A 13,550-nucleotide genomic window follows, 5' to 3' on the forward strand; every position below is an offset into this window, starting at 1 on the left:
TTAGACTGATATTCCAGTCAATCACGCGCTTACGGTCATGTCTCACGCTTACGATACCTTTGAAACGCTTTGCCAACAGAATGCGGTCCTGCGGGAAACCGTCTCGTTGAATTCGGGTATTCAGCTGGCTGCGTGGTACAACAAGCACGATACGATCACGGTAAAAAGCAATCATCATACCCTCAGCCTGTACGTGGCGGACGGCTACGAAAGCTACCAAAAAACGCCGGGCGGCTGGAAGAACGGCGGAGGACCGGACCGTTTCTGTTTGATGCCAAAAGAGAGCGAATCGACGTGGGATATCCGTGATGACCTGTCGTTTGTGCATCTCTACTGCACCGATGAACACCTGCGCGACGTGGGGGAAAAGATCTGGGACAAGCGGCCGCTTTCGCTGACGCTGGACGAGCACATTTTTGGTAGCGATACGAAGATCACCGCGCTGTATCGCCAGTTTTTGCTTGGCTGCGACTGGCAGCAGCACGCCAACCAGCTAACCCTGAGCACGGCCTCAACGCTGCTCCTGACCCATCTGCTGCAAAACTACTCTAACGTTCAGTGGAAGCTGCCGGTCGTCACCGGCGGGCTATCGCCATTCGTGCTGCGCAACGTGCTGGCCTTTATCGAAGAGAACCTGGGGCAGCCCCTGACGCTGGCTGAACTGGCGGCGCAGGCCGCGCTCAGCGAATACCATTTTGCCCGCATGTTCCGCCAGTCGACGGGGCTGGCGCCGCATCAGTACGTGATGCAGAGAAGAATGGAAAAAGCAAAGGCCCTGGTGCAGCACACCTCGACGCCGCTAACGGATATCGCCCTTGCCTGCGGGTTTAACTCCGCCAGCCACTTCAGCAACCGCTTTCGCAGCGTGACGGGCATGACGCCTTCGCAGCTACGCGCGGCGAGCGCGTGAAAACAGGGCATAGCATATGCCGCCCAGCACCAGCCCCCAGAATGCCGAACCGATGCCGAGGATCGTGACGCCGCTTGCGGTCATCAGGAACGTCACGATGGCCGCTTCGCGCTCCACTTCGTGGCTTAATGCCTGATATAAACTCCCGCTGATGGTGCCCAGCAGTGCCAGACCGGCCAGCGTCTGGATCCAACTGAGCGGCAGGGCGGCCATTAGCCCGGTAATCGAACCGCCGAAAATCCCCGCCAGCAGATAAAACCCTCCGGCAGCGATGGCCGCCAGCCAGCGTTTTGCGGGATCCGGGTGTGCGTCGGGGCTTTGACAAATGGCAGCAGTAATCGCCGCGATACAGATAGAAAAGACGCCAAAAGGGGAAAGCAGCAGCGCCAGCGCACCCGTAACGATGATGAGCGGTGAGACCGCCAGCGGGTAACCGGAGGCCTTCATCGTGGCGAAACCCGGCGCGTTTTGCGATGCCATGGTCACCAGGAAGAAGGGTACGCCAATACTCACCAGGCTGGTGAAGGTGAACGTGGGCGCAATAAACTCAGGCATCGCAAGGGAGAGCGTGAGTTTATCGGTGACAACGTCACCTCCCGCCCAGGCCACGACACCGCCTACAAGCAGCGTGACCACGATGGCATAGCGCGGCGCCAGCGCTTTTGCCATTAGCCACGCCACAATCATGCTGCCGCACAGCAGAAAGTGTCCCTCCAGGTGCGCAAATGCATGCAGGCCAAACTGCAACAACACGCCTGCCAGCATGGCGGCAGCAAGCGAATGGGGGATAAGCTTCATCAGACGGGCGAAGAGCCCGGTGATGCCGCAAAGTAAAATCAGCGCGTTAGCAAAGATGAACACGCCGATCGTCTCAGCCAGCGTCACACCGTGCAGGCTGGTGGCGAGCAGTGCCGCGCCAGGCGTCGACCAGGCGGTCAGCACCGGCGCTTTGTACCACCAGGAAAGCGCCAGCGTGCTGACACCCATCCCAATCCCCAGCGCGGTCATCCAGCCCGCAATCTGCTGTGCGCTGGCGCCTGCCGCCGCGGCGGCCTGCCAGATAATGGCGGCCGAGCTGGCGTATCCGACCAGCACGGCGACAAATCCAGCCAGTGCGACTGGAACAAAGTGAGAGGAAGGGCGCATGGAAACTCCGTTGTGCGTTATAACGTCCGGCATAAGGTAACACTGTGCGCTATAGCGTACAAGTGGTATGCTGATCGCCATCAGGAGGGAACATGGACATCACACTACATCTTGCAACAACGCTGAAAACGCTGCGCCAGGCGCGCGGCTGGAGTTTGTCGAAGCTCGCGGACGAGACCGGCGTGTCAAAAGCCATGCTGGGGCAAATCGAGCGAAATGAATCCAGCCCGACGGTGTCGACGCTGTGGAAAATTGCCACCGGACTCAACGTTCCTTTTTCCGCGTTCATCACGCCGGAGGCGGACCGGCAGGCGGTGTTTGACCCGCAGCAGCAGGCGATGATGGTCAAACCGCTCTTTCCGTGGGACGAGACGCTCGGGTTTGATTATTTCTCCATTACGCTGGCACCCGGCGCGCTGAGTGAATCCACGCCGCATGAGGCCGGGGTGATTGAACATGTGGTGGTGGTCAGCGGCGAGCTGGAGATGAAGCTTGACGGCAAATGGCAGACGATTTCTGCCGATTCGGGCGTCCGTTTTGCCGGTGATAAACCGCACGCCTATCGCAACAGCAGCGAGCGGACGGTGCATTTTCACTCCCTGATTCATTATCCCCGCTGACGCTACGCAAAACTGTTTCGCTGACGCAGACTTCTGACTACAATAGCCGCCATTTTGACCATAACGGATAACGACGAAGTATGCGCCTGCAATCCCATCATCTTGAACTTTTAAGCCCGGCCCGCGACGCCGCCATTGCCCGTGAAGCGATCCTTCACGGCGCTGACGCCGTCTACATTGGCGGCCCAGGCTTCGGTGCCCGCCATAACGCCAGCAACAGCCTGAGCGATATTGCTGAACTGGTGCCGTTCGCCCACCGCTTCGGGGCGAAAGTGTTCGTGACCCTGAACACCATTCTTCATGATGATGAGCTGGAGCCTGCGCAACGTCTGATTACCGACCTCTACCAGACCGGCGTTGATGCCCTGATTGTTCAGGACATGGGCGTGCTTGAGCTGGATATTCCACCCATTGAGCTCCATGCCAGTACCCAGTGCGATATCCGCACGGTCGAAAAGGCGAAGTTTCTTTCCGACGTCGGCTTTTCGCAGATCGTTCTGGCGCGCGAGCTGAACCTGAATCAGATCCGCGATATCCACCAGGCGACAGACGCGACGATTGAATTCTTTATCCACGGTGCGCTGTGCGTGGCTTATTCCGGTCAGTGCAATATTTCCCACGCGCAGACGGGCCGCAGCGCCAACCGCGGCGACTGCTCTCAGGCCTGCCGTTTGCCGTATACCCTGAAAGACGATCAGGGCCGCGTCGTGGCGTTCGAAAAACACCTGCTCTCCATGAAGGATAACGATCAGACGGCCAACCTGGGTGCGCTGATCGACGCGGGCGTGCGTTCCTTCAAGATTGAAGGGCGCTACAAAGATATGAGCTACGTGAAGAACATCACCGCGCACTATCGCCAGATGCTGGACGCCATCATCGAAGATCGCGGCGACCTGGCGTGCGCGTCGGCCGGCCGCACCGAGCATTTCTTTATTCCATCGACGGACAAAACGTTCCACCGCGGCAGCACGGACTATTTTGTGAATGCCCGTAAAGGGGATATCGGCGCGTTTGACTCACCGAAGTTTATCGGTTTACCGGTTGGTGAAGTGCTGAAAGTGGCGAAAGATCACCTTGATGTCGAAGTGACGGAACCGCTGGCGAACGGCGACGGCCTTAACGTGATGATTAAGCGTGAAGTCGTGGGCTTCCGTGCTAATACGGTGGAGAAAACCGGCGAGAACCGCTACCGCGTATGGCCGAATGAAATGCCCGCCGATCTCTATAAGGCGCGGCCGAACGCGGCGCTTAACCGTAACCTCGATCATAACTGGCAGCAGGCGCTGCTGAAAACCTCCAGCGAACGCCGTATCGCCGTGGATATTGAGCTGGGCGGCTGGGAAGAGCAGCTGATTCTGACCATGACCTGTGAAGACGGCATCAGCGTGACGCATACGCTCGATGGCCTGTTCGAGGTGGCAAATAACGCGGAAAAAGCGCTTAACAGCCTGAAGGATGGTGTGGCGAAGCTGGGCCAGACCATTTACTACGCCCGCGCTATCGACGTGAATCTGCCGGACGCGCTGTTCGTGCCAAACAGCCTGCTTAACGCGTTCCGCCGTGAAACGGCAGAGATGCTGGATGCCGCGCGCCTGGCGCATTATCCGCGCGGTAGCCGTAAAGCGGAAGCCGTTCCTGCGCCAGTATACCCGGACACCCATTTATCCTTCCTCGCCAACGTCTACAACCATAAAGCCCGTGAATTCTATCATCGCCACGGGGTGCAGTTGATCGACGCCGCCTATGAAGCGCATGAAGAGAAGGGCGATGTGCCGGTGATGATCACCAAGCACTGCCTCCGCTTTGCGTTTAACCTGTGTCCTAAGCAGGCGAAAGGGAGCATTAAGAGCTGGAAGGCCACCCCGATGCAACTGGTAAACGGTGACGAAGTTCTGACCCTCAAATTCGACTGCCGTCCTTGCGAAATGCATGTGATTGGCAAGATGAAAAACCACATCTTCAAAATGCCGCAGCCCGGCAGTATCGTGGCGTCCGTCAGTCCGGACGACCTGATGAAAACCCTGCCAAAACGCAAGGGCAGTTAATCACCGAACGTGCGTGTCCGGTTTGCGCGATTTCTGCCACAGGTGGTGTTCGCGCAAACCCTCCGCCGACTCTTCCGCAGCGCTTCGCAACTCATCGCTGTCGGCTTCATGACGAAGCTGATGCGCTACATTCTTTACCCATAAATATTCATGTCCTTTGTGCCCGGCCATAAGCTGGCCTGAAAACAGCGCACAGATAAGCATGACGAGAGATAACCCTTTTTTAATCATGAGATCACCGCCGAATGACATTGCGGGGTAATCATGCCGATTATTTATTATTGTTATTATTCAAAAGTTCAAATTAGCGCAAAGAGAATGTCAATGAGTATGACTACGGGAGCGTTGCATGTTATGACAGATCAATACCCATACAGGTTAATAAGGTTGTTTAGCGTTCGTTAAGGCAACAGGTGTTAGGTTGTAAAGGATCCGCAGCCCGGCCATGGAGTGTCGGGACATAGAGACCAAAATACAAATCTATCCATGCAAGCATTTACCGCCATTTTTGGCGGTTTTTTTTTTGCGCAGGCCGTCGCGGTGGGTTTATGGCGTCAGCCGATAGTGCGTTTGCACCAGGCCCGAAGGGAAGCTGCGGCTTGATACCAGAGTTAAATCGATATCTTGTGAAAGGGTCCCGAACAGCGGTTTTCCCGACCCGAGCAGGACAGGGACAGTCGTGATCACCATATCGGCTACCAGTCCTTCGCGCAGAAACGACTGGATCACCTGTCCGCCATCGAGATAGACGCGATGAATGTCCTGAGCGGCGAGATCGTCAAGCACCTCCTTTGGCGTGCGGCATGAGAACTGCACTTTTCCCCTCAGCGCCTCCGGCACGGGCGTATCGGCCAGCTGCCGGGAAAGTACCAGCACGGGACGATCGTAAGGCCAGGCATCAAAGGTCAGTACCTTCTCATAACTCCCTCGTCCCATCACGATGCAGTCTTTGTCCGCAATGAACGCCTCATAGCCATGATTTTCTGCCGGATCGTCGCGCTGCAGCAGCCAGTCGATATCGTCATTCCGTCGGGCGATGTAACCATCAAGACTGACCGCGATAAAAACGTGTGTGGTAACCATCAGGTGCTCCGTATGCCAGTGTAGCCATAAAAATAACGCCTCAGCGGGCATTACCAGGACGTGAAAATTGTTTGCGATACTGGGCCGGGGAAAGCGCGAACTGCTGGCGAAAATGATGACGCAATGTCGAGGCCTGACCAAACCCGGTCTGTTCAGCGATGCTGTCGATGCTTAACCGGCTGCTTTCCAGATAATCTTTCGCTCTCAGCAGGCGTTCATTGATCAACCAGCGTGCGGGCGTTGTCCCCGTCGCCGCTTCGAAGCGACGAAGGAAAGTGCGCTGGCTCATGCCGACCCTGCGTGCCAGCGAGTCGACGCTGTGCGCCTCGATAAGATGCGTGTGCAGAAAGTCAAACAGCTGGCCGAGACGCTGGCTTTCCCGTAGCTGCGCCACCGGGCGGCTCAGCTGCTGCGGCTGAGATCCATCCCTGTGTGGAGGGATGACCAGCCGACGCGCCACGCTGTTGGCGGTTTCCGTGCCATAATCCCGACGCACAACGTGCAGACAGAGATCGATCCCCGCCGCGCTGCCCGCGGAGGTCAGGATATCGCCCTCATCCTGGTAGAGCACATCCTCAACCACGTCGATGTCAGGGTAGCGGGCTTTTAGCGCGTCAATATAGCGCCAGTGCGTCGTGGCTTTGTGGCCGTTCAGCAGCCCCGTTGCGGCCAGCACAAACACCCCCGAACAGATGGAGAGCAGCTGGCATCCGCGCGCGCTGGCCTTGCGTAGTGCCTCGCAGAGCGCGTCCGGAACCGGTGAATCCAGCCCCCGCCAACCCGGAACAACGATCAGGTCGGCAGACTCAAGCAGGGTGATATCCCCATCGGTAATGATGCGGATCCCGCCTGTCGCCCGAAGTTCACCGCTGTCAACGCTCGCCACCGCAAAACGATACCATTCGTCGCCCAGCTCGGGGCGCGGCAGGCCGAAGATCTCCACCGCTACGCCAAACTCAAAGGTACACAGACCGTCATACGCCAGCACGAGCACTTTCGGGCGGGCGATTTGTCTTAAGTTTGTCATCTTTTTGCTGTTTTCTGGCATAAGCGAGCGCATTCACGGGCTGAATTTGTGGATAGAGTAGTGTTAACACAAACGCCAAAGATGAGGAAGGATCATGAGCTATGTTACTGAATTTCCGGCTGCCGAGCCCCAGGAGGCCGTCACCCATTTTCTGCGTCGCCTGAGCGTCGAAACCGACTGTGCCGATGTGCATCATGCCATCGCCAATAATGAGCAGGACTTCGTGCTGCTGCACGTAGTGGGAAGCCCGGAGCAGTTTGCCCGCCGTCACGTACCTGGGGCATTGCACCTGCCGCGGAGCCAGATTACCACTGAGCGCATGGCCCAATGGCCCGAAGGCACGCTGTTCGTTGTCTACTGTGCAGGGCCGCACTGCAACGGCGCGGACAGAGCCGCGCTCAAGCTGGCTCGCTTCGGACTGCCGGTCAAAATTATGCTTGGGGGGATCACCGGCTGGGAAGATGAAAAGTTCGCCTTTGCCAGTAGCGAAACCGCCGCCGCGCTGTGAAGATGAATTTTTTTCAATACCCGTGAAATTTTCTCGTTTGCCGGAACAGGACAGGTATGACATCTTTTTTGGACATTTAGACATCCAGAAGTCTAAAAATTCAAATAATGAATTATCACTGCGGGTTATTAATACCGGCAGACCGAGGAGATTCCATGCAACGACACCACGCCCCGTACCGCGCCGATGTAGTCGGCAGTTTTTTACGCCCGGATGCCATCAGGCAGGCTCGCCTGAAGTTCGCCAGCGGTGAAATTGACGCCGGACAGCTTCGTGCGGTGGAAGACGATGCCATTCGTCACGTTGTTGAGCAACAGTGTGCATGCGGGCTTAACGTGGTCACCGACGGCGAATTCCGCCGCGCCTGGTGGCACTTCGATTTCTTTGACGGTCTGCAGGGCGTAGAGCGTTATGATTCACAGCAGGGCATTCAGTTCAACGGAGTACAAACCAAAGCCCACGGCGTGCGCGTGACCGGCAAGCTGGGCTTTGGCGACCATCCGATGCTGGAAGATTTCCGCTACCTGAAAAGCATCAGTGGCAATGCTCAGCCGAAGATGACCATTCCCAGCCCAAGCGTGCTCCATTTCCGCGGCGGGCGCAAAGACATCGATGCGACGGTGTACCCGGATCTGAATGACTATTTCGACGATCTGGCGACCACCTGGCGTGACGCCATCCGCGCATTTTACGACGCGGGTTGCCGTTACCTGCAGCTGGACGACACCGTATGGGCCTATCTCTGTTCGGACGATCAGCGCCGTCAGATCCGCGAGCGCGGCGATGATGCCGATGAGCTGGCACGCATCTATGCCCGCGTCCTGAACAAGGTGCTGGAAGGCAAGCCGGACGATCTGACCATCGGACTGCACGTCTGCCGCGGGAACTTCCGTTCAACCTGGATTTCGGAAGGCGGCTATGAGCCGATGGCGGAAGTGCTGTTCGGGACGGTCAACGTTGACGCGTTCTTCCTTGAATACGACAACGACCGCAGCGGTGATTTCGCGCCATTGCGCTTTGTTCGCCCGGGCAAGCAGCAGGTGGTGCTGGGCCTGATCACCACGAAAAACGGCGAGCTGGAGAACCCGGAGGGGATTAAAGCCCGTCTGGAAGAGGCGGCGAAATACGTGGCGAAAGATCAAATTTGCCTCAGCCCACAGTGCGGCTTTGCCTCTACCGAAGAGGGCAACAGCCTGAGCGAAACCCAGCAGTGGGATAAAGTCCGTCTGGTCACACAGATCGCCAGCGAAGTCTGGTAAAACCTCCTCCTCAGCGCTGCATTATAAAAGTGCAGCGCTGGGCTATTCTGAGACATTCTCTTTACATCCTACGCTTCACCTCCTGCATTCGCGCTTCCTCCATTCTGGCATCCTTTTTGCTCCTGCTTCGCTGAGACATTTTTTTCCGCGTCCACGCCGTAACGGACGTTTTCGCACTGCGTTCTTTTTCAGGAGTGAAAATATGCATCGTCGTACTTTATTAAAAGCCTTTGCGTTGTCTGCCTCTGTCGTTGCTATGGGAATGAGTTTCGGCGTGCAGGCGGCCGATACCATCAAAGTGGGGATTATGCATTCTCTTTCCGGCACCATGGCGATCTCAGAAACCCCGCTGAAAGATGTCGCCCTGATGACGATTGATGAGATCAACGCGAAAGGCGGCGTGCTGGGCAAGAAGCTGGAGCCAGTGGTGGTTGACCCGGCCTCAAACTGGCCGCTGTTTGCCGAGAAAGCGCGTCAGCTGTTAAGTCAGGATAAAGTGGCGGTAGTGTTCGGCTGCTGGACGTCTGTCTCGCGCAAATCCGTCCTGCCTGTCTTCGAGGAGCTGAACGGCCTGCTGTTCTACCCGGTGCAGTACGAAGGCGAAGAGATGTCGCCGAATGTGTTCTATACCGGCGCGGCGCCGAACCAGCAGGCCATCCCGGCGGTGGAATACCTGATGAGCGAAGACGGCGGTGCGGCGAAACGCTTCTTCCTGCTGGGCACGGACTACGTCTACCCGCGTACCACCAACAAAATCCTGCGCGCCTTCCTGCACTCGAAAGGGGTTGAGGATAAGGACATCGAAGAGGTTTACACCCCGTTTGGCCATAGCGACTACCAGACCATCGTCGCCAACATCAAGAAATTCTCTGCGGGCGGCAAAACTGCCGTGGTCTCGACCATCAACGGCGATTCCAACGTTCCGTTCTACAAAGAGCTGGCTAACCAGGGGCTGAAGGCGACGGACGTGCCGGTGGTGGCGTTCTCCGTGGGTGAAGAAGAGCTGCGCGGGATCGACACCAAACCGCTGGTCGGCAACCTGGCCGCGTGGAACTACTTTGAATCCGTGGATAACCCGACCAACCAGGCCTTCGTGGCAGATTACAAAGCCTATGCCAAAGCGCATAAGCTACCGAACGCCGATACTGTGGTGACCAACGATCCGATGGAAGCCACCTGGGTAGGGATCCATATGTGGGCGCAGGCGGTGGAAAAAGCAGGCACTACCGATGTGGATAAAGTGCGTGCGGCAATGGCCGGTCAGTCCTTTAAGGCGCCGTCAGGCTTTACGCTCACCATGGATGCCACCAACCACCATCTGCATAAGCCGGTCATGATCGGCGAAATCGAAGGCAACGGCCAGTTTAACGTGGTGTGGCAGACGCAGCAGCCGGTACGCGCCCAGCCGTGGAGCCCGTTCATCGCCGGAAACGATAAAAAGCCCGACCAGCCGATGAAAACCGCCAGCAACTAAGCCATCACCGCAGGGAGAAACGTCATGAACGCCATGCGCATGTTCATCGCTCTTGTATGGCTTTCCGGACTGCTGCCAGGGATGGCGCAGGCATCGGATGCCGATCGTTTTGTTGCCGCCAGCCGCAGCCAGCAGGCGGAATTGCTGACGCAGTGGGCCGTCGCGCCGGACGCGGTAAGGCTGCCGCTGCTGCAGGCGCTGCAAAAGGAAAACCTGTATACCGACAGCCAAAAGCACGCTTTTGCGCAGCGCAATGGTCAACTGGTCTCGCTCGGTGACGCTAAGGCGGCCGAAGGGCCGGCCAAAGCCGTTCGCCTGACTAACCGGCTGCGTGTGCTGGCCGCCACGGCCATCGCTACGCATCAGCTGGTGAGTGACAGTGTCACCGAAAGGCGCGCGGCGGCGCGCCAGCTTCAGCGGGATGCCCAGCCCGGAATGCTCGCTTTTTTGGAAAAGCGGGTAAACGATGAAACGGACGCGGTGGCACGTCAGGCGCTGCTGCTGGCGGTGGCGAATCTCCAGCTCTCCAGCCCGCAGGCAGAGGTACGCCGCAAGGCCGTCGAATTATTAGGGCAGTCTGACGATCCGGACGTGGAGTCCAGACTTACCCCGTTTACCCAGGCACAAACCGAGCCTGACGCCGGGGTTCGCGCTGCCGCGCAGGAGAGCCTTAGCCAGATCCAGTATCGACTGATGTGGGGCGATCTGCTGGGCCAGGCGTTTATGGGGCTGTCCCTGGGATCGGTGCTGCTGCTGGCGGCGCTGGGGCTTGCCATCACCTACGGCCTGCTGGGCGTCATTAATATGGCGCATGGCGAGATGCTGATGCTGGGCGCGTATGCCACCTGGATGGTGCAGCAGGCGATGGCCGGGCTTGCGCCCCAGTGGCTGGCACTCTATCCCGTTATCGCGCTGCCGGTCGCGTTCTGCCTGACGGCGGGCATCGGGATGGTACTGGAGCGCACCGTGATTCGCCATCTGTACGGTCGTCCGCTGGAAACGCTGCTTGCGACGTGGGGGATCAGCCTGATGATTATCCAGCTGGTGCGCATGACGTTTGGCGCCCAGAACCTGGAGGTCGCCAACCCCGCATGGCTCTCCGGCGGGGTGCAGGTTTTTGCCAACCTGACGCTGCCGTGGAACCGCATTGTGGTGCTTGGCTTCGTGCTGCTGGTGCTGTTCTTTACCTGGCTCATTCTGAATAAAACCCGTCTGGGGCTCAACGTGCGGGCGGTGACGCAGAACCGCAGCATGGCCGCCTGCTGCGGGGTACCGACAGGTCGCGTCGATATGCTGGCGTTTGGGCTTGGCTCGGGGATTGCCGGGTTAGGCGGCGTGGCATTATCGCAGCTCGGTAACGTCGGGCCGGAGCTGGGCCAGGGCTATATCATTGACTCTTTCCTCGTGGTCGTTCTTGGTGGCGTAGGCCAGCTGGCAGGCAGCGTGGCTGCGGCCTTTGGTCTGGGGATCTTTAATAAAATTCTTGAACCGCAGATGGGAGCGGTGTTGGGCAAGATCGTGATTCTGGTGGCGATCGTGCTGTTTATTCAGAAACGCCCGCAGGGGCTGTTTGCGCTGAAAGGGAGGGTGATTGACTGATGAGCCAGCCGCTGACCTTAACGCTGGCGCGCAAAGCGCCACGCACAACCCAACTTGCAGGCAGCCTGCTGGTGGTGTGTCTGCTGATATTACCGTTTTTCGCCTTACTCCCTGCGACGCATCCGCTGGCGCTGTCGACCTGGATGCTGACGCTGACTGGCAAGATCCTTTGCTATGCCATCGTTGCGGTGGCGCTGGATCTGGTTTGGGGCTATGCCGGGATGCTCTCTCTTGGACACGGCATCTTCTTCGCTCTGGGCGGCTACGCGATGGGGATGTATCTGATGCGACAGGCCGCGGGTGACGGTCTGCCCGCGTTTATGTCGTTTCTCTCCTGGAGCGAACTGCCGTGGTTCTGGTGGGGAACCCAGCATTTTGCCTGGGCGCTGGTGCTGATTGTGATGGTGCCGGGCCTGCTGGCGCTGGTGTTTGGCTGGTTTGCCTTCCGCTCAAAGATCAAAGGGGTCTATTTCTCGATTATGACCCAGGCGCTGACCTATGCCGGGATGCTGCTGTTCTTTCGCAACGAAACCGGTTTTGGCGGCAATAACGGTTTTACCGGCTTCACCACGCTGCTCGGGTTCTCGGTGACGGAAACGACCACCCGTATCGCGCTGTTTCTGGCGACCGTGCTGTTGCTGATCCTGGCGTTAGGCACCGGATTTGCGCTGGCGAAGAGCAAGTTTGGCCGCATCCTGACCGCCGTTCGCGACGCCGAAAACCGCCTGACGTTTTGCGGATACGATCCGCGCGGCTTCAAGCTGCTGGTATGGACGCTCTCTGCCGTGCTGTGCGGCCTGGCTGGGGCGCTGTACGTCCCGCAGGTGGGCATTATCAACCCCGGTGAAATGTCACCAACGAACTCGATTGAAGCCGCGATCTGGGTGGCGCTGGGCGGGCGCGGCACGCTGGTCGGTCCGGTGATTGGCGCGGCGCTGGTCAACGGGGCGAAGAGCTTCTTCACCGTCGCGATGCCGGAATACTGGCAGCTGTTTCTGGGGCTGATTTTCATCGCCGTCACGCTGTTTTTACCGCGCGGCGTCTACGGCCTGTTTCGTAAGGGAGAGAAATAATGCAGCCAGCCGAAGGGTTATTTACCCGCCAGTTGCCCGGCGATCGTTACCGTGAACAGACCGACCCGGTGCTTCAGCTTGAGGCCATTAACGTCAATTTTGATGGATTCCAGGCCCTGACCGATCTCTCGCTGAATATCGGCGTGGGTGAGCTGCGCTGCGTGATTGGCCCCAACGGAGCCGGTAAAACCACGCTGATGGACGTCATCACCGGCAAAACGCGGCCAAAGAGCGGCAGGGCGATTTACGATCAGTCCATCGACCTGACCGCGCTGGAGCCTGCGGCCATTGCCCGCCAGGGGATCGGGCGTAAATTCCAGAAACCCACCGTTTTTGAAGCGCTGACGGTGTGGGAAAACCTGGAGATAGCCATGAAAACCGATAAATCCGTCTGGGCGAGCCTGCGGGCAAAACTCAACGGTGAACAGCGCGACCGCATTGATGAGATGCTGGTTTTGCTGCGCCTTAGCAGCGAGCGCGACCGTCGCGCCGGGCTGCTTTCCCACGGACAAAAGCAGTTTCTGGAGATCGGCATGCTGCTGGTGCAGGACCCGCACCTGCTGCTGCTGGATGAACCCGCCGCCGGGATGACCGACGCGGAAACGGAATACACCGCAGAGCTGTTCAAAGCGCTGGCGGGCAAGCACTCCCTGATGGTAGTGGAGCACGATATGGGCTTTGTTGAAACCATCGCCGACCATGTGACGGTGCTGCATCAGGGGCGGGTGCTGGCGGAAGGGTCGCTTCGCGAGGTGCAGGCTAACGAGCAGGTGATTGAGGTCTATCTGGGACGTTAAGGAGAGGGA

At 58.2% G+C, this 13,550-nt stretch carries 13 protein-coding genes; 9 read left to right on the top strand and 4 right to left on the bottom strand.

Annotation, left to right across the window (positions count from 1 at the left end; translation table 11 throughout):
• Positions 1-37: 37 nt before the first annotated feature.
• Positions 38-910: a helix-turn-helix transcriptional regulator gene (locus V1566_RS14435; protein WP_395303742.1), complete on the top strand. Its 873-nt coding sequence runs from the start codon at positions 38-40 to the stop codon at positions 908-910.
• On the opposite strand, the gene V1566_RS14440 is transcribed toward V1566_RS14435, so the two are convergent.
• Positions 890-2,056 carry a benzoate/H(+) symporter BenE family transporter gene (locus tag V1566_RS14440; protein WP_395303743.1) on the bottom strand — a complete coding sequence of 389 codons (1,167 nt, stop codon included), beginning with the start codon at positions 2,054-2,056 and terminating at the stop codon, positions 890-892. The two genes, V1566_RS14435 and V1566_RS14440, sit on opposite strands and share 21 nt — an antisense overlap.
• A gap of 92 nt (positions 2,057-2,148) precedes the next feature.
• Here V1566_RS14440 and V1566_RS14445 point away from each other — a divergent pair, with 92 nt between their 5' ends.
• Entirely contained in the window at positions 2,149-2,676 is a 528-nt protein-coding gene (locus V1566_RS14445) for a helix-turn-helix domain-containing protein (RefSeq protein ID WP_395303744.1), read from the top strand.
• An 80-nt stretch (positions 2,677-2,756) separates the two neighbouring features.
• Positions 2,757-4,721 carry a U32 family peptidase gene (locus V1566_RS14450; protein WP_395303745.1) on the top strand — a complete coding sequence of 655 codons (1,965 nt, stop codon included), beginning with the start codon at positions 2,757-2,759 and terminating at the stop codon, positions 4,719-4,721.
• Here V1566_RS14450 and V1566_RS14455 read toward each other — a convergent pair whose 3' ends face one another.
• The 3 genes from V1566_RS14455 to ftrA form a co-directional block, all read right to left on the bottom strand.
• Complete coding sequence (locus tag V1566_RS14455; protein WP_115876065.1) at positions 4,722-4,952, bottom strand: DUF2554 family protein; 231 nt, start codon at positions 4,950-4,952, stop codon at positions 4,722-4,724. It lies immediately after the preceding gene.
• Between the two features lie 315 nt (positions 4,953-5,267).
• Positions 5,268-5,804 (bottom strand): dihydrofolate reductase family protein, encoded by a 537-nt coding sequence (locus V1566_RS14460; protein ID WP_395303746.1) that lies wholly within the window; start codon positions 5,802-5,804, stop codon positions 5,268-5,270.
• A gap of 40 nt (positions 5,805-5,844) precedes the next feature.
• The gene (gene ftrA, locus V1566_RS14465; RefSeq protein ID WP_395303747.1) at positions 5,845-6,852 is read right to left on the bottom strand and encodes a transcriptional regulator FtrA; all 1,008 of its coding nucleotides are present in this window, start codon (positions 6,850-6,852) and stop codon (positions 5,845-5,847) included.
• Positions 6,853-6,925: 73 nt separating this feature from the next.
• Between ftrA and V1566_RS14470 the strand changes: the two genes are divergently transcribed.
• The 6 genes from V1566_RS14470 (at position 6,926) to urtD (ending at position 13,541) form a co-directional block, all read left to right on the top strand.
• The gene (locus V1566_RS14470; RefSeq protein ID WP_395303748.1) at positions 6,926-7,339 is read left to right on the top strand and encodes a rhodanese-like domain-containing protein; all 414 of its coding nucleotides are present in this window, start codon (positions 6,926-6,928) and stop codon (positions 7,337-7,339) included.
• A 155-nt stretch (positions 7,340-7,494) separates the two neighbouring features.
• Positions 7,495-8,598, top strand: a complete 1,104-nt coding sequence (locus tag V1566_RS14475; protein WP_395303749.1) for a cobalamin-independent methionine synthase II family protein — start codon at positions 7,495-7,497, stop codon at positions 8,596-8,598.
• A gap of 202 nt (positions 8,599-8,800) precedes the next feature.
• The gene (gene urtA / locus V1566_RS14480) at positions 8,801-10,072 is read left to right on the top strand and encodes an urea ABC transporter substrate-binding protein (RefSeq protein ID WP_395303750.1); all 1,272 of its coding nucleotides are present in this window, start codon (positions 8,801-8,803) and stop codon (positions 10,070-10,072) included.
• Between the two features lie 24 nt (positions 10,073-10,096).
• Positions 10,097-11,671 carry an urea ABC transporter permease subunit UrtB gene (gene urtB, locus V1566_RS14485; protein WP_395303751.1) on the top strand — a complete coding sequence of 525 codons (1,575 nt, stop codon included), beginning with the start codon at positions 10,097-10,099 and terminating at the stop codon, positions 11,669-11,671.
• Positions 11,671-12,744: an urea ABC transporter permease subunit UrtC gene (gene urtC, locus V1566_RS14490; RefSeq protein ID WP_395303752.1), complete on the top strand. Its 1,074-nt coding sequence runs from the start codon at positions 11,671-11,673 to the stop codon at positions 12,742-12,744. The genes urtB and urtC overlap by 1 nt, the downstream gene beginning before the upstream one ends.
• Positions 12,744-13,541 (top strand): urea ABC transporter ATP-binding protein UrtD, encoded by a 798-nt coding sequence (urtD, locus tag V1566_RS14495; protein ID WP_196354398.1) that lies wholly within the window; start codon positions 12,744-12,746, stop codon positions 13,539-13,541. Before urtC ends, urtD begins: the two co-directional genes overlap by 1 nt.
• The last annotated feature ends 9 nt before the right edge of the window (positions 13,542-13,550 follow it).

This window comes from Enterobacter sp. ECC-019 (assembly GCF_043974075.1).
Classification (GTDB): Bacteria; Pseudomonadota; Gammaproteobacteria; order Enterobacterales; family Enterobacteriaceae; genus Enterobacter; species Enterobacter asburiae_D.